Origin of the sequence: Rhodopila sp., from assembly GCF_035548235.1 — a bacterium.
GTDB lineage: Bacteria > Pseudomonadota > Alphaproteobacteria > Acetobacterales > Acetobacteraceae > Rhodopila.
In genome coordinates this window covers 39277-54555 of record NZ_DASZTJ010000033.1, presented here as the reverse complement: position 1 = coordinate 54555, position 15279 = coordinate 39277, and the positions used below count along the sequence as shown (strand labels likewise).

Sequence of the window (15279 nt, the reverse complement as noted above, 5' to 3'; positions counted from 1 at the left end):
CATCGGCGTGATCAGTTCCTCGATCTCGAATAACCGGCGAGACCGCTGAATCGGCGCCGGTTCTAGGCAAACGCGCAGGTCACGGCGAAAACGGCCAGCCCGACGACCACCCACGCCACATAGTCGCCGATCAAACCGCCATGAAGCCCCTGCAGCACCTCGACCCAAGGACCCAGAACGCGGTCGACCCCTTTGTTGATGGCGGGTTGTATGCGGCTGCGTCCGAGATGATAAACCGCAATCACAATCGCCAGCCCCACGGATATCCAGGGTCCGATCGTGCGCATCACGGGCGCCGCCAGTTCCCCCCGCCGGGCAGAAGGCGACGCCAATCCTCCCGTGGCGGAACCGGGTACAAGATCTCGAACATCGGACGCATGCCGCAACATGGTCGCGGCGTGATCGAGGAACGCTCGGCCGCTTTCCGCCGGCAGAACGGCGAGCATCAATAACAGCAGCGTCGGCGCCAGCATCAGGCTGAGCGGACGGTCTGCTTTCTCCCGCTCCTGCTCCGTCGGCGCGCGTTTCTCCTCGCCGGGGACGGGGCCGAAACCTCCGAACACGCGGCCGGCGACGCGCAGCACGGCAGCGCCTGTGCAGGCGGCGCCGATCAGCACGGCGCCCGTACCACCCTGACGGAAAGCATGCGCTGCGCCGACGATCTGCTCGCTGCCGATTTTCATCAACCCGAGCGGTAGACCGGCCAGCATCAACGCGCCGACTGCCATCACGATACCCACCGCCCAGAAGGGGCGCCCGGCACCACGCAACCCAATCTCATCCGTGCCGACGCAACGCGCCTCGATGATGCCGGCGACCATGAACAGGCTGGCTTTCACCAGCCCATGGCCGATCAGATACGCCAGCAAGCCCGCGAGCCCGACCCGGTTCAGCGAGGCCAATCCGATCATCATGATCCCGGTGTGGGAAATGGTGGAAAACGCCAACAGCCGTTTGATGTGACGCTGGATCAACGCCATCACCCCGCCCAGCACCGCCGTCAGCGCTCCCATCCCAAGCAGCAGGGTCGTGGCTACACGGTGAACCTCGGGGCTGGCCGCGAAGACGTCGCAGACCATCCGCGCCAAGCCGAACAGCCCGAGCGGCACCATGATCCCGGAGAAGATGACCGACACCGGGCTGGGCGCCACGGCGTGGGCGTCGGCCAGCCAGGGTTGGAAAGGCACCTGCGCCGCCTTGATCAGAAATCCCATCGCCACCAGCGCAAAGGCGGCCGTCAAAACCGGGTCGGCGGGCGTCTTCGCGACAGCCTGGGCCAAGGCCGAGAAATCCAGCGCGCCCCCTTGAGCATAGAGCAAGCCTATCCCAGCCAGGATCAGATAGCTTCCGATGGTGTTGATGACGGTGAAGTTCAACGCTCCGACCAGGGAAGAACTGCGAAGGGCATAGCCGGTGAGCGCGAATGCCGCGACGCTCATGACCTCGAACCAGACAAACATGTTGAACAGGTCGTGCGTTAGGCAGAAGCCCACCATGCCAGCCATGAACAGCAACATCAGCACGTGAAAATGCGCATGCACCTCATCGTAGTAGCCCCAGGCGAAAATGAGGGAGCAAGTGAACAGCAAGCCGCTGAAGGCGCCCAATATGGCGCCGGCCGGGTCGACGGCGAAGCTGATTCCCAACACTTGTCCGTCGCGCGGCGTCCAGCCGCCGAACCAGTAGACCAGGGGTTGGTCGCCAATATGCAGCGCGAAGTCGGCGCAGAGGCCGCTGACCGTCACCGTCGTCAGCACGGCAATCGCGTCAGGCAGCCGTGCCGGCAGCAACTTGCTGAACGCCAGCAGAACCCCGGCGACCACAAGCGGAAGCACGACGGGCAGCGGAACCAGGCCTGGCAGGCCCCACACGCTCACCGAGACAGCGGTCGGATCGAGCCCGCATCAAGCGAGCCGGTTCGCTTGTGCAACCGCAACACCAGGGCCAGCAACAATGCGGTGACGGTGGCGCCGATCACGATATCGGTCAGCACCAGCGCCTGGACGACCGGGTCGACCGCGGGCGTCCCGGGCGGATGGTCGTAGAAAATCGGCGGGCCCGCTTGCCAGCGATAGCCGATACCCAGCAGCAACAGGTAGGTGGAAGCCTGGACGACGGACAGGCAGCCGACGAGATGAACATAGTTGCGGCTGGTAACGATCCCGTACAGGCCGATACCCAGCAACCAGGCCACCGTCGCCCAGCACAACATGCCGGTCATTCTCCGCCTCCAAGCGGGACGGCCCGCGTCTCCTCCAGGAATTCGACGAACAGCACGCCGAAGCCGCCGGCAACGGCGAAACCCACGCCGGCGTTGAGCACCAGCATCAACCCGCCCGAGAGCAGATCCTTCGGCTGCCCAAACGGCAGGATGTTGGTCAGAAAGGGCAGACCCAGGACCATGGGCGCAAGGCCGGCGGCGGCGTAAAGTGAGGCACCGAAGCCCTCGGCGGCATCGAGGATCTCCGTCCGCATCATCTGCCGCCAACTGCGGTAGCCGTCTCCCATCCATATCAGCAGGCAGCCCGAGGCCATGATGACGCCGCCCTGGAAGCCGCCGCCTGGCGTCGTCATGGCGTGCAACACCACATAGAAGCCGAACAGGACGATCAGCGGCGCGAAGACACGCCCGATCGCGGTCACCGCGGCGGAACGACGGACGTCAGGCCTCCCTGGCGCATAGCCAGGTTCGGCGGTGGGCTGCTCGCCCCGTGCGCCGCGGAGGAGTATGGTGACCCCGGTCACCGCACAAAGCAGCATGAACTCCTCACCCAACGTGTCGAAGCCCCGGACGTCGAAATTGACCAGGCTGACCATGTTGGTGACGTGACGTTCGGCGGTCCCCAGACGGTTCACGGCATCGCCGTACGGCAGCGGATGGACGCCGAAGGCCGGCATGTGCATGACCACGTCGACCGCCGCCGGCAGAACGCACGCACACGCCCCGATGAAGACCAGCAGGCGCGCTCGGGGGGTCATTCCTTCGCCTCCGACCTTGGCGTGCGATCGATCCGGGTGCTGATCAGCACCACCAGGAACAGCGTGGGAACAGCCGCCGTTCCCACGGCGAGTTCCGAGAACGCCACGTCAGGCGCCTGAAGCGCGGTGAAGAGAAGGCTGAGCACCAATCCGTTCGCGGCGATCGCGAGAACCTGCCGGCCCGGCTGACGCGACAGGACGATGCCCGTACCTGTCACGGCCGTCATGAAAAACAGCAGATCGAGCAGGAGGCTCATGGATCGGGCCTCGCCGGGCCGACCGATCCACGCAGCCACAGGGCGCGCCCGATGGCGTGCGACGTCGCCGCACCACCCACCAGCGCGCAAGCAAGGATCAGCATGGCTTTTACGGCGCGTACCGAGGCGCCATCGGTGACGACGGCCAAGGCCATCGTAGCGACCCCGGCCGCGACATAGATGGCGGTCACGACGTGCAGCCGACTAAGCGGCGTGGCGAGGCGGACGAATCCCAATTGCGCGAACCAGACGGCCGACACGATAAGGATGAGCAGGACCGCGATCATATCCAGCGCTCCAACGCCACCGCGACGACGAGCGTGGCAGGGACGCCCAGCAAAACGAGGGCCAGCGACAAATCCATCAGGATCGCCGCATGGAAGGCGAAGCTCATGATGACCAGGATGACGACCGTCAGGGCGGCACCCATCTGCAGCGCGACCCACCGCTCCGCCATCCGGCCACGGCACGCCATGACGGTCGGGATCAGCATCGCCACGACCACCGCGACCACGCTCCACAGCCATAGGGTCATCCCCGCGCGCCTTCCCGATCGCCGGGCGCCAGGCAGTGGACGATCGCCGAACCATCTGCGTCGTCGAGGACGAAGTTCTTGGGTGTGAAGGATTGACTGAGGATCCAGACCCCTTTTGGCCCAACCGCCTTCTGCGGCACCGGTCCCTGGCACAGGAACGTGCCGCGATCGCCGGGCGGGCCGAACCACATCACCCGGGCGAGCGCACCGGCGACCCGGATCGTATCGGGTATCAAGGACGCCAACGGCTGGAGGATGGTTGAAGGCGGGACCATCAAGGAGAGCCGACCGCCACTGCGCCGACGCCTTGCGACGATAAAGGCTGTTGTCGCCGAAGCTGCCGCGGCGCCTGCGATCATTTCCGTTCCGGACACCTCACCGGCCAGCAGAAAGTAGATGCCGAATAGCAGCACGACCGTGGCGATATCGACGAAGGCGGAACGATAGGACATGACAGCATACCCTAATGCCACTCCACACGTTCGTAGCCCAGTTGGACAGCCATCTGCTCGACCCAAATCCGCACATCGTCACGGCTGGTTCCGATATGACTATCAGGCAGTTGTCCGCCGCTTGGTTCGTCTGTTCCGTTCATTTCTCCAGGATAGGATGCCCGAAACAAGCCGGGCTCAACCTCTTTCAACGTGGCGTGCAGGACGTCCGGCATATCTACAGCACCTCGAGCAGTTTATCCGGGGTGATCGGCAAGTTGCGCAGGCGGTGCCCCGTTGCGTTGTAGATCGCGTTGGCGATGGCCGGCGCGACGCCCGTGAGGGCGATTTCCGCCACGCCCTTGGAGCCGATCGGGTTGAAGATCTTGTCCTCTCCGGGTGCGAACAATACGTCCAAGTGCTGAACGTCGGCATTCACCGGCACCAGATATTCCGCCAGGTTCGCGTTCATGACCCGGCACAGTGCGGGGTCCCATTCCGCCTGTTCCAGCAACGCCATACCCAAGCCGCCCACCATCCCGCCGATGCACTGGCTTCGGGCGATCTTGGGATTGACGACCGTTCCGATGTCATAGGCGCCTACGATCCGGGGAATGCGTACGGCGCCCAGCCGGGAATCCACCGCTACCTCAACGAAAACCGCACCGAAGGCCGAACTCGAATAGATGTTGGCTTCTTCTCCGGGTTTCGATTCGGCGTCGGCCGAGACCGCCTCCTGTCCCAATTGGCGCATGGCGGCCACCGGATCGCCGTTGCCAAGCTTCTCCCGCAGCGAGCGACACGCGGCAATGACGGCGTTGCCCACGCTGGCCAACGTGATCGAGCCCCCATGCACCGGCGCTTCCGGCATATCGGTATCACCAAGCTCGAACTGCACCTGTTCCGGCGTCAGATCGAGCGTTTCGGCCGCGAGTTGCGTCATCGCAGTATAGGTCCCGGGCCCCATATCGCCGGCCGCCGTTCGGACGACGACCGTGCCGTTCGCGAACATGGTGGCCTTTGCCGTCGACGATGATCGATGCGAGGGATAGAAGGCCGTCGCCATGCCATGTCCTATCAACCATCGGTCGTTTCGATTCCGTCCCGGCACAGTCGAGCGATGCGACCATCCAAACGCCTCTGCAGCCAAGGCGTAACACGCCTTTAATTCCTTGCTGGAATAGGGCAGGTCTTTTTCCTCATCGCGATCCGCGTGGTTGCGCAACCGGAACTCCACCGGGTCCAGACCGCATTCCTCGGCCATCTCGTCCATGGCGATTTCGAGTCCGAACACGCCCGTCGCCGTGCCGGGCGCGCGCATCGGACAGGGCGAATTCATGTTCATCTTGACGAGGTGGTAGCGGGTCGCGACGTTGGAGCATGCGTAAAGCGAATTGGCAGCGTCCAGTGTGATTTCGGCATAGTCTTCATAGACCGAGGTCTGGCCTATCGCTTCATGGATGATCGCTTGCAGCTTCCCGTCATGGTCGGCGCCCAGGCGTAATCGCTGCAAGGTCTTCGGCCGAGCACCGGCGGAGAAGAAGCATTGCCGCCGGCTCAGCTCCAACTGCACAGGCCGGTTCGCCTGTCGAGCTGCGAGCGCCGCAATAGTGACGTGGGGCCAGGTTCGGAGAGCCGATCCGAAGGCGCCGCCGACGAAAGGACTTATGACGCGGACGTTATCCTCCGCCATGCCGAAGATCAGGGCGATCTCCTGCCGAACATTGTCTACCCATTGGGATTTGTCATAGAGGGTCAGGTGGTCGCCATCCCACTCCGCGATGGTTGCGTGCGGTTCCATGGCGTTATGCTGCTCACGCTCATGGCTGCACGTTATATCGATCGTGACGGCAGAGCCGCGGTACGCGGGGCCTGCGTCGCCCCGCCCCTTTTCGCCGGGACGGCCGGATTTCGCCACCGCTTCGTTCGGTGCATGCGATCGGCTTGGGTCCATGTCTCCGGCGGGCGGTGTCTGCCGATAATCGACGGAAACCAGCATGGCAGCGCTATCCGCCTGCTCCTTTGTCTCCGCGACCACGACGGCGATCGGCTGGCCGTCGAAAAGCACCTCCGGCCCCTGGAAGACGTGCAGCCGTTCGCCGGCTTGCGGGTCCACCACGGGCCGCTTCTTGGGCTGGGCATAAGGCAACCCGGGTGCGTTGAGGTGGGAAAGGACCAGAATGACCCCCGGCGCAGCTTCCGCCGCCGAGACGTCCAACCTCTCGATCGTTCCGCTGGGAATCGTCGCGGTCACCAACGCGGCGTAGGCTTTGTTGCGAAGTTGGAATTCCGCTGCGTAAGTCGCCTGGCCAGTGACCTTGGCCGGACCATCAACGCGACTGATTTCCTTGCCGACCCATGCGTTCATGCCTGGCCTCCAGCCGCGAGGATTGCCTGCTCCACCACGCGCGGAAGGAGTTTCAGCTTGAAACCATTGTCACCCGCGCTTCGAGCGCCTTCCACAGAGAGCGCTGCCGCCTTTGCCGCGCGTTCAGCGCTCAGTGCCTTCCCGATCAGGGCATGTTCAACGCGCGGCAGGGGCCAAGGCACCGTTCCGACGCCTCCGGCGGCGACGCGCGCGACCCTCACCGTTCCGCCATCCATCTCCAATCCGACCGCCGCAGACGCCAAGGCCCATTCGAACGTCATTCGATCACGAGCCTTCACGAAAGCGCAGCTCTCGGCGAAGCGGCTCGCGGGAAGGTCTATGCGGGTAATGATTTCACCAGGCCGCAGCGTCGTGTCGTGTGCCGGATCGTCGGCCGGAACCCGGTGCAATTCCGCCACCGGAACGCTCCGGGGTCCGTCCGGCCCTTCAAGCTGAATATGCGCATCCAGCACCACAAGCGCGACCGCCATGTCGCCCGGATAGGCCGCAATGCATTGCTCGCTGGTGCCCAGGATCGCGTTGATCCGGTTCGCACCCCGCATCGCCGCACATCCCGATCCCGGACGGCGTTTGTTGCAAGCGGTATGAGCGTCGCGGAAATACAGACAGCGTGTCCGCTGCAGCAGATTGCCGCCCATCGTCGCCACGTTCCGTATCTGGGTCGAGGCGGTTTCCCTAAGCACCCGGGCAAGAAGAGGATAATAGCGGAGCACGGCATCATCATCGGCAACATCCGCCAGCCGGGCCAAAGCGCCTATGCGCGCACCGCGCGGGCCGACCTCGACCTGAGTGTATGGCAGGCTGCTGATATCGACCAGGGTACCGGGACTATAAACATCCTCCCGCAGCAACTGCATGACATCCGTCGCGCCGGCCACATAGAACGGACCCGGGCTTCCCTGGAAGGCGTTGATCGCCTGCTGCGCGTCGCCGGCCCTGGTGTAGGTGAACGGGTTCATTCGGCGATCTCCGTCATCGCGGCGAGGACGGCTTGCACGATGCCAGGATAGGCGCCGCACCGACAGATATTGCCGCTCATGCCTTCTCGGATTTCGTCGTCGGAGTTGAGCCTGCCGGCGCGTATCATTCCCACCGCATTCATGATCTGGCCCGGCGTGCAGTAGCCGCACTGAAGCGCGTCGCAATCGATGAACGCCTTCTGAACGGGATGAAGCTTTCCGTCCGCGGCCAGGCCTTCGATTGTCAGGACGTCATGCCCCTCCGCCATGACCGCGAACATCATGCACGCATTCACCGCGCGGCCATCGAGTAGAACGGTGCAGGCCCCACACTGGCCGAGATCACAGCCGCGCTTGGTGCCCGTCAGGTGCAACCGGTCGCGCAGGGCGTCCAGTAGCGTGGTGCGAGCGTCGATCATCAACTCGTGGCGCTGTCCGTTGATCGTCAAAACGATGGCGAAGGAAGAACCCGCATGAATCGGCGCCGACGGAGTCGACGATTGTTCCTGCAGGACAGAGGCGACCTCGTCCGGATCGATTCGCACGGCCTGTTCGACCAGCTCTCCCGCCTTCTCGTCCTCGTCGCGTTGTTCCGCTTGTAACGCTCTTTCCACGATTGCCCTGGCGCCCGTTCGCCGGCCTGGTGGGTTATTGCTATCCGTCATGGTGGATGCCTCGCTCACCTGGTATCTGGCTGCTTCGTCCCGATCTGGGACGTGACAGGCCAACGTTCGACAGACCATCGGCGTGGCCGACTGCCGGGAACACTTTTCTCGTGATCTGATCTCCGACCTTAGCCATCCGACATGCTGTGCAGCATCTCCGGACCGATTTCCTCGATCCGGCGTACGCCGAGCATCGCCATGTCCCGATCGATTTCCTTCGACAGCAGTGAGATCGCATGCCCGACGCCCGCTTGGCCGCCGTACGCCGCGGCAAACAGGAAAGGCCTCCCCACGAAGACCGCGTCCGCCCCCAAGGCCAGGGCTTTGATGACGTCAGTTCCCCTGCGTACCCCGCTATCCATCATGACCGTCAAACCACTGGCTCGCTTCAAGATCTTCGGCAGGACCTGCAATGGCGCTACCGCCTGATCGAGCTGACGGCCGCCATGATTGGACAGGATGATGCCGTCCGCTCCGTAGTCCCGAGCGATTACGGCGTCGTCGGCCGACAGGATGCCCTTGATGATCAAAGGGCCCTTCCACAATTCGCGTATCATCTGGATATGGCGCCAGCGTAACGCCTCATGTGCCGCGATACCCGCGACTTCCCGGGAGAATAGGCCCGGGCCGCCCCACGGCTCCAGGTTGTCGATGTGGGGATTCCTGCGTTTCAGCACTGTGCGGCCCAGGACAGAGACCAGCCACCGGGGATGTGTCGCCACGTCCCAACCCAGTTCCCAGTTCGGACGGATCGGAAATCCGAAGCCTGCCCTTGCATCGGCTTCCCGATTGGATCCGATGGGCACATCCGCCGTCACCACCAACGCGCCGACGCCAGCGCGAGATATGCGTTCGACCATGCCTTCGATGGCGGCCTGATCGGGGGATTGATAGGCCGCGAACCAAAGGCCGGGATTCGCCTCGGCGACTTCTTCCAATGGAATGATCGAATTGGCACTCAGGATGAAAGGGATTTTCGCACTGGCCGCCGCCTGGGCCATCACGGTGTGACCCTGGTAGGCGACCAGCGCACTGCCGCCCATCGGGGCGATGCCAAACGGCGCATCATAGCGACGGCCAAAGAGTTGGATGTCCTGGCGCCGCTCCTCCACCCCGGCAAGCACTCGTGTCACCAGCCGCCATGCATCGAACGCCGCTCGGTTTGCCCTCAACGTCGTCTCCGTCTCCGCACCATGCGCCACGTAGCCATACACGGCCGCTGGCAGCCTGGGCCTCGCCGCGCGTTCGAAATCATCCAGATCCAGGATTGCGGCGAGCCGCCTTGGTCTCCGAGGTTTCGCGCCCTTCCTGTGCGCCGCCGCCACGGCGGGGCCAAGCCCGGCGACGCTGCTCACCGCGCCGACCCGCAATGGATCGTTCGGCGTTGGGCGGCCTTGCACGTTCCGGCCTCGCCGCCTGCAACCGGATAACGTTTCGCCAGCACGCAAACAACTGCCGAGGGCACGAGCACGCTCCGCTGCCATGGGAAGGAAAGCGGACTGGGCAGAGGCCCGCCCGCTGTCTTCTCCAACCGGATTCACCGTCAGTCGTTTGAGCCGGGCGGATGAACTTTCGGTGTGAAGGGTGGACCGCGATTAAAGTTCGCCGCGAGACGATAATAAGCGGATCCGGTCGGCAGTGCGGCAGGCGATCGCCTGGATGGTCAACGACGGGTTCACGCCGCCGACGGTAGGAAAGACAGACCCGTCGCAAATCCACAGATTGCGTATGTCCCAGCTTCGGCAATCCGCATCGACCACGCTGGTGCGCGGATCATCCCCCATGCGCGCGGTGCCGTTCATATGGCAAGTGTCGTCGGTCTGGGACCAGATGTCGCGGCAGTCAATGGCCTGCAGCGCTTGCGACATGAACTTCAAGGAGTGGTCGATCAGGGCTTTGTCATTGTCGCACCAGCTATACTCGACACTGGCGATGCGAAGGCCGTACTGATCGGTTTCATCCGCAAGCGTGACGCGATTCCGCTCCTGCGGCATCATTTCGCCGACGATCTTCAATCCGACCTGGTGATTGTAGTCCTTCATCGCCGCCATCAGACGGTCACCCCAGAAACCGCGACCGTTCGCGACAGTATTGGCCCAGAGCTGCGGCAACGGTCCTTGGCTCATGTAACAGTAGCCGCCGAAGAAATCCTTGCTGTCGTCGTAATTCCAGTGCTCCGTCAGGGCCAACGACGGCGGCCCCTTGTATCCACGGATTTCCCGGGGGGAAACGCCCCAGACTGCCTGGTTCGCCTGCACGGTGAAATACCGTCCGACCAGGCCGGAGCTATTCGCCAGCCCATGCGGGTAGCGGTCTGTCGCCGAGTTCAGCAATAACCTTGGCGTTTCGATCGCGTAACCGGCAACAACGACGTTCCGTGCCCGTTGGAAATGCCAGCGCCCTTCGCGATGGTAGTGAACGCCCGTCACCCGGCCCGCCTGCCCCATTTCAATGCGGCCCGCCATCGCCAGGTCCCGGATTTCCGCACCGGCCGCCACCGCGCGGGGAATCCAGGTGACCAGCGCACTCTGCTTGGCGTTGGTCGAGCATCCGGACACGCAGAAGCCGCGGTAAACGCAGGGATGCGCCAGGCCGCGGGGCGCCGACAAAGTCGCCAGCGGCGTCTCGGTCCAGGCGATGCCCATCGCCTCGCAGCCCTCGGCCAGCGCGAGCGCCGCCGCATTGAGTTCATGCGCACGATACGGATAGCTCGGTCGCTTCGGTCCCCAGGGATAGGTCAGCGGACCGCTGATCATCAGCGCTTCCTCGACCTGACGGTAATAGGACCACATCTCCTGCCAATCGACGGGCCAGTCGGCTCCGTAACCCAGCAGGGTGCGGGACTTGAACCACTCCGGCCTGAAGCGCAGGGAGACCATGGCAAAATGGACGGTACTGCCGCCAACCGCCTTGCCGCTGTTGTTGGCGCCAAGCTGAACCGGATTGTCGCCGCCGGAGATCCGGTCGTCGGTCCAGTACAGTTTCGCCTGCTCCGCCTCGTCGGATGCAAAATCCTCCAGCGGCCGAAACCAAGGTCCGGCATCCAGACCGACGACGGAGAATCCCATTTTAGCCAGCCGGCAGCCGAGCGTGGCGCCACCCGCGCCAGTGCCGACGATCAAGAAGTCGACCTCGTCGGAGTGTGCATAACGCCGCATCGGCATCCAACCGCCGGGCCGGAAGACATCCGGGGCGCGGCCGCCCCTGCCGCGCGGCGTTGAGAACGGGTCACCCGACACGCCGGTTCGCCTTCCTGGTCGCATCATAGTCATGGGGATGGGCCTCCACGGCCTCCCACGGGTCTCGCCGGTCGTAGCCCATGCGGACATACCCGCGCGGACTTGCCGGACCGCCCCAGCCGATCTCGCTCCAGGCCGCCGGATGCGACCAGTAGGCGCGCACGATGTCCGCCACCAGCCGCTGGTGGAAGAACGTGCGAGACGGCATCCCGCCCCATTCCGACCGATTGCCGCCGCCCCGCTCGATGTGCTGCAGGACCTCATCTTTCCGGGCGGAATGGAGCCGATGAAAGGCGGCGCCGCATAAGGCTTCGGCTTCGGCATCGATCGCCCGCAGGCCGAGCTTCCAGGCCTCGTCGTCGCGCGGCATATGCGGCGGCCGATATCCGTCGTGCTGCTGCCGGACCATTCTGTCGTCGATCAATGCCGCGACGGGAACAGGCGGCCTGTCCGGCGGCTGGGGCACGATACGCGCGGCGATTGCCTCCAGCGTCCGAAATTCGGCTTGCGAGAAAAACCTGGGTTCCCGCGGCACGGCGAGACGCCGGTCGATGACACGGCGCGTCTGGACGTTCCAGGACGGCGTGTTTCGCTTCGCCAGGACGTCGTAGCCGGGATAGCGTTCATCCATCGGGGTGGTCTTCCAGCAGGCCCAATGCCGCCAGCCCAGCCAACGCGAGACTGGCGAAGCTGGGCGGCGCTGGAATCGGGGGACCGTTGAGCAGGTTCTGCCGCCAGTTGGACCACCCGCCCATGTTGCGCTGCACGCCGAAAACATGGAAGCCGACGCCGGCGAACCCCATCCAGGCGACCAGCCGCAGCCACCAGCGTGCCACGCGGCGGTCTCTCCCCTTCGGTCCCATGACGGCATTCAGCAGAAGCGCGGCGCCCACGGGGGGCATCGTCACCGGGGCCAGCATGGCCGGATTGTGGAAGGCGCCGCGAAAATGCAGCAGTCCGGCTTCGGCGGTCGTCCCAAGCATCCCCACGCCGCTGATGGCGCCGATGAACCGTCCCGCCGGAAACCCCAGGATTCGCGCGCGTGACGGCGGGTTGTCGCGGGCGTGCTCTGCCGCCGAACCCAGAAGACCGGCCAACAGGATCGCAAACGGCGCTCCCAGCGGCGCACCGTAAAAGAGGTTCTGCCAGGACCACGCGCCGGGGCGCTTCAACACGTTGTACAGATGGAAGCTCGTCCCCAACACCCCTGTCGCTGCGCTCACGCCGTAGACGATCTGCCGCATCCTGTGCGATGCGGGGCGCCTGTCCGCGGTTCCATGCGCGCTGACAGCCAGCACCAGGGTTGAAACGACCAGCGGGATGTACATGGCGCGGTTTTCGAAGCCGCCCCGGTCGTGCTCCACAGCGCTGTCCAGCAGGACCGATGTCGCCAGCAGGCCTGATGCGCGGTTCAGACGCCGTGCCGCCCGCAACGTCGCTCCGTCATAGGCCTCCGCATGCTGAAGCGACGTTGACAGGCTATCGAGCTCCTGACGCATCTCCGACAGACTGAGCCGTGCCGCCATGGATCAACGGCGATCAGGCAGCATGGACGCCAGCACTTCCTTCGCGGTCCCCAGCATCATGTTGCCTTCGTCGGGGTCGCCCTTCGCCAGCATCGAGGTGAACTTGCGGGCCTGGTCCAATGTGATGTGAGGCGGCAGGGGCGGCACCTCGGGGTCGGTCTTGACTTCCAGCACGACGGGCCGGTCGGACGCCAATGCCTCCTGCCAGGCCGCGCCAAGACTGTCCGGCGTATCGACGTAGATACCGCGCAGTCCGATCAGTTCAGCGAAGCGGTGATACGGCACGTTGGGTATCTGCTGCGTGGCGCTGAATTTCGGGTTGCCGTTGATCACGCGCTGCTCCCAGGTCACCTGGTTGAGGTCCTGGTTGTTGAAAACGCATACGACCCAGCGCGGGTCGGACCATTCCCGCCAGTATTTCGAGACGGTGATCAGCTCTGCCATGTTGTTCATCTGCATGGCGCCATCGCCGACCAGAGCGATGACCGGCCGATCCGGATGCCCGATCTTCGCGGCGATTGCGTAAGGTACGGCCGCGCCCATAGAGGCGAGTCCGCCGGACAGCGAACACATCATGCCGCGGCGGATTTTCAGATCGCGTGCGTACCAATTGGCACAGGAGCCGGAGTCGCTGGTAATGATCGCCCGTTCAGGCAAGCGTGGGGAAAGCTCCCAGGTCACACGCTGCGGGTTGACCGGCTTGGCGTCGACATGGGCTCTTGCCTCGAGGTCCTTCCACCAGGCGGCGACGTTCTTCTCGATCTGCTGACGCCAACCGTGATCGTCCTTCTGCTGCAGCATGGGCAACAAGGCTCGCAACGTCTCCGCGCTGTCGCCGACCAGGTTGACCTCCATCGGATAACGGACGCTGAGCATGCCCGGGTCGATGTCGATCTGCACGCCGCGCGCGCCGCCTTCCTTCGGCAAGAACTCGGAATAAGGAAAACCAGATCCGATCATCAGCAACGTGTCGCAATCGGTCATCATTTCCCAGCTCGGCTTGGTGCCAAGCAGGCCGATGGAGCCAGTGACCCATGGCAGATCGTCCGGCACTACCGCCTTTCCCAGCAACGCTTTCGCCACGCCGGCGTTGAGGCGCTCCGCAACCGAAATGACCTCGTCCGTCGCACCCAGTGCGCCGGCGCCGACAAGGATGGCGACACGCTTGCCGGCGTTGAGCACATCGGCCGCCCTGCGGAGATGCACTTCATACGGCACGACTTTCGGTTCGGCGTAGCCGACGCCGGAATGCACCGTTCCGTGCTTACGCGGGGGCGGCGTGTATTCGTCTTCCTGAAGGTCATTCGGCATCACGAGGGCCGTCACCCGCCGCTCGCCCACTGCAATGCGGACGGCACGGTCGATCAGGTGCCTGACCTGAGCCGGCATGCTTGCCTGATAAACGAAGGCGCCAGCGACGTCCTTGAACAGGCTGACGAGATCGAGTTCCTGCTGGTAATGCCCCCCGACGGCCGTGCGGGCCTGCTGCCCCGCGATCGCCAGGACCGGCATATGGTCCAGCCTTGCATCGTAAAGGCCCGTAATCAGGTGCGATGCCCCTGGGCCGGACGTCGCGATGCAGACACCAAGTTCACCGGTGAATTTGGCATATGCCGACGCCATGAAGGCGGCCATTTCCTCATGACGCACCTGGACGAAGCGAATCTTGTCTTCCCCCAGGCGCTGCAGGCCGCCAAGCAGACCGTTGATACCGTCGCCGGGGTACCCGAAGACGCAGCGGACTCCCCACTCGTGAAGCCGCTTCCAAAAGAAGTCGGAGACGTTCTCGGCCATTTTCGCCTCATCGAATGGAGATGGAGGGGGATCGATGCAGTCGGGAAGCCACTCGCGCGGATGACATCATGCAGATATGAGCGTATCCGCTCGAAGGCTTGAATGACCCTGCGCCTCAGGCGTTGAAGCGCAGGGTCGTCGTCACGTGTTCAGGTGTTCTTGTGGCTTTGCTGACCAGCCTTTACGTGCTGCTCATGGGAGCCGCCGGAACTGGCCTGGCCGCCCTTGCGGCCTGCTTCGGCCGCGCGCTCGCGATCATTGCCGAAGTTGCCGCTGCTGTGCTGGCCACCGACATGCCCGGCCTTCGCTGCCTTCTCGCGGTCTTCCGCAAAGTTGCCGGGGTTACCAGAATGCCTTTGATCGGCCATGGCTGTACCTCCTTCTTTCTTCTCGGTGGCATTGCGGCCACCTCGCTCCTAGGCAACGGCGGGCTTTCGACTGGGTTGCGTTCACATTGCCCGTGAGAGGAGCGGGTCTTGAGGTTCGGCGCGAAGCAACTTTCCAG

At 64.1% G+C, this 15279-nt stretch carries 17 protein-coding genes; all 17 read right to left on the bottom strand.

Translation table 11 applies throughout. From position 1 onward, the window contains the following. Nucleotides 1–62 precede the first annotated feature (62 nt). Complete coding sequence (locus tag VHB27_RS02045; RefSeq protein ID WP_325597210.1) at nucleotides 63–1877, bottom strand: complex I subunit 5 family protein; 1815 nt, start codon at nucleotides 1875–1877, stop codon at nucleotides 63–65. Continuing rightward, complete coding sequence (locus VHB27_RS02040) at nucleotides 1874–2221, bottom strand: sodium:proton antiporter (RefSeq protein ID WP_325597208.1); 348 nt, start codon at nucleotides 2219–2221, stop codon at nucleotides 1874–1876. The genes VHB27_RS02045 and VHB27_RS02040 overlap by 4 nt, the downstream gene beginning before the upstream one ends. Next, entirely contained in the window at nucleotides 2218–2979 is a 762-nt protein-coding gene (locus tag VHB27_RS02035; protein ID WP_325597206.1) for an MnhB domain-containing protein, read from the bottom strand. Before VHB27_RS02035 ends, VHB27_RS02040 begins: the two co-directional genes overlap by 4 nt. Beyond that, complete coding sequence (locus VHB27_RS02030) at nucleotides 2976–3236, bottom strand: Na(+)/H(+) antiporter subunit B (RefSeq protein WP_325597204.1); 261 nt, start codon at nucleotides 3234–3236, stop codon at nucleotides 2976–2978. Before VHB27_RS02030 ends, VHB27_RS02035 begins: the two co-directional genes overlap by 4 nt. Then, a complete protein-coding gene (locus VHB27_RS02025; RefSeq protein WP_325597202.1) occupies nucleotides 3233–3523 on the bottom strand; it encodes a monovalent cation/H(+) antiporter subunit G in 291 nt (96 codons plus the stop codon). The genes VHB27_RS02030 and VHB27_RS02025 overlap by 4 nt, the downstream gene beginning before the upstream one ends. Next, the gene (locus VHB27_RS02020) at nucleotides 3520–3771 is read right to left on the bottom strand and encodes a monovalent cation/H+ antiporter complex subunit F (protein WP_325597199.1); all 252 of its coding nucleotides are present in this window, start codon (nucleotides 3769–3771) and stop codon (nucleotides 3520–3522) included. Before VHB27_RS02020 ends, VHB27_RS02025 begins: the two co-directional genes overlap by 4 nt. Continuing rightward, nucleotides 3768–4223: a hypothetical protein gene (locus VHB27_RS02015; RefSeq protein ID WP_325597197.1), complete on the bottom strand. Its 456-nt coding sequence runs from the start codon at nucleotides 4221–4223 to the stop codon at nucleotides 3768–3770. Before VHB27_RS02015 ends, VHB27_RS02020 begins: the two co-directional genes overlap by 4 nt. Nucleotides 4224–4234: 11 nt before the next feature. Then, nucleotides 4235–4438, bottom strand: coding sequence for a hypothetical protein (locus VHB27_RS02010; protein ID WP_325597195.1), 204 nt, complete (start codon nucleotides 4436–4438; stop codon nucleotides 4235–4237). A 2-nt stretch (nucleotides 4439–4440) separates the two neighbouring features. Further along, a complete protein-coding gene (locus VHB27_RS02005; RefSeq protein ID WP_325597193.1) occupies nucleotides 4441–6570 on the bottom strand; it encodes a xanthine dehydrogenase family protein molybdopterin-binding subunit in 2130 nt (709 codons plus the stop codon). Further along, a complete protein-coding gene (locus VHB27_RS02000) occupies nucleotides 6567–7550 on the bottom strand; it encodes an FAD binding domain-containing protein (protein ID WP_325597191.1) in 984 nt (327 codons plus the stop codon). Before VHB27_RS02000 ends, VHB27_RS02005 begins: the two co-directional genes overlap by 4 nt. Further along, nucleotides 7547–8005 carry a (2Fe-2S)-binding protein gene (locus VHB27_RS01995; RefSeq protein ID WP_413788612.1) on the bottom strand — a complete coding sequence of 153 codons (459 nt, stop codon included), beginning with the start codon at nucleotides 8003–8005 and terminating at the stop codon, nucleotides 7547–7549. Before VHB27_RS01995 ends, VHB27_RS02000 begins: the two co-directional genes overlap by 4 nt. Nucleotides 8006–8343: 338 nt before the next feature. Further along, nucleotides 8344–9570 carry an alpha-hydroxy acid oxidase gene (locus tag VHB27_RS01990; protein ID WP_325597187.1) on the bottom strand — a complete coding sequence of 409 codons (1227 nt, stop codon included), beginning with the start codon at nucleotides 9568–9570 and terminating at the stop codon, nucleotides 8344–8346. Between the two features lie 240 nt (nucleotides 9571–9810). Then, on the bottom strand, nucleotides 9811–11373 hold the full coding sequence (locus VHB27_RS01985; protein WP_325597185.1) for a GMC family oxidoreductase: 1563 nt from the start codon (nucleotides 11371–11373) through the stop codon (nucleotides 9811–9813). A gap of 70 nt (nucleotides 11374–11443) precedes the next feature. Continuing rightward, nucleotides 11444–12085, bottom strand: coding sequence for a gluconate 2-dehydrogenase subunit 3 family protein (locus VHB27_RS01980; protein WP_325597183.1), 642 nt, complete (start codon nucleotides 12083–12085; stop codon nucleotides 11444–11446). Next, entirely contained in the window at nucleotides 12078–12980 is a 903-nt protein-coding gene (locus VHB27_RS01975) for a hypothetical protein (protein WP_325597181.1), read from the bottom strand. The genes VHB27_RS01980 and VHB27_RS01975 overlap by 8 nt, the downstream gene beginning before the upstream one ends. A 3-nt stretch (nucleotides 12981–12983) precedes the next feature. Continuing rightward, entirely contained in the window at nucleotides 12984–14774 is a 1791-nt protein-coding gene (locus tag VHB27_RS01970) for a thiamine pyrophosphate-requiring protein (RefSeq protein ID WP_325597179.1), read from the bottom strand. Between the two features lie 149 nt (nucleotides 14775–14923). After that, nucleotides 14924–15142 carry a general stress protein gene (locus VHB27_RS01965; protein WP_325597177.1) on the bottom strand — a complete coding sequence of 73 codons (219 nt, stop codon included), beginning with the start codon at nucleotides 15140–15142 and terminating at the stop codon, nucleotides 14924–14926. Between the last annotated feature and the right edge of the window lie 137 nt (nucleotides 15143–15279).

What these genes read in the sequence shown, in the direction of transcription:
- VHB27_RS02040 (WP_325597208.1), bottom strand. Translation starts at nt 2,221, where the DNA reads ATGACCGGCATGTTGTGCTGGGCGACGGTGGCCTGGTTGCTGGGTATC.
- VHB27_RS02035 (WP_325597206.1), bottom strand. Translation starts at nt 2,979, where the DNA reads ATGACCCCCCGAGCGCGCCTGCTGGTCTTCATCGGGGCGTGTGCGTGC.
- VHB27_RS02030 (WP_325597204.1), bottom strand. Translation starts at nt 3,236, where the DNA reads ATGAGCCTCCTGCTCGATCTGCTGTTTTTCATGACGGCCGTGACAGGT.
- VHB27_RS02025 (WP_325597202.1), bottom strand. Translation starts at nt 3,523, where the DNA reads ATGATCGCGGTCCTGCTCATCCTTATCGTGTCGGCCGTCTGGTTCGCG.
- VHB27_RS02020 (WP_325597199.1), bottom strand. Translation starts at nt 3,771, where the DNA reads ATGACCCTATGGCTGTGGAGCGTGGTCGCGGTGGTCGTGGCGATGCTG.
- VHB27_RS02015 (WP_325597197.1), bottom strand. Translation starts at nt 4,223, where the DNA reads ATGTCCTATCGTTCCGCCTTCGTCGATATCGCCACGGTCGTGCTGCTA.
- VHB27_RS02010 (WP_325597195.1), bottom strand. Translation starts at nt 4,438, where the DNA reads ATGCCGGACGTCCTGCACGCCACGTTGAAAGAGGTTGAGCCCGGCTTG.
- VHB27_RS02005 (WP_325597193.1), bottom strand. Translation starts at nt 6,570, where the DNA reads ATGAACGCATGGGTCGGCAAGGAAATCAGTCGCGTTGATGGTCCGGCC.
- VHB27_RS02000 (WP_325597191.1), bottom strand. Translation starts at nt 7,550, where the DNA reads ATGAACCCGTTCACCTACACCAGGGCCGGCGACGCGCAGCAGGCGATC.
- VHB27_RS01985 (WP_325597185.1), bottom strand. Translation starts at nt 11,373, where the DNA reads ATGCGGCGTTATGCACACTCCGACGAGGTCGACTTCTTGATCGTCGGC.
- VHB27_RS01980 (WP_325597183.1), bottom strand. Translation starts at nt 12,085, where the DNA reads ATGGATGAACGCTATCCCGGCTACGACGTCCTGGCGAAGCGAAACACG.
- VHB27_RS01975 (WP_325597181.1), bottom strand. Translation starts at nt 12,980, where the DNA reads ATGGCGGCACGGCTCAGTCTGTCGGAGATGCGTCAGGAGCTCGATAGC.
- VHB27_RS01970 (WP_325597179.1), bottom strand. Translation starts at nt 14,774, where the DNA reads ATGGCCGAGAACGTCTCCGACTTCTTTTGGAAGCGGCTTCACGAGTGG.
- VHB27_RS01965 (WP_325597177.1), bottom strand. Translation starts at nt 15,142, where the DNA reads ATGGCCGATCAAAGGCATTCTGGTAACCCCGGCAACTTTGCGGAAGAC.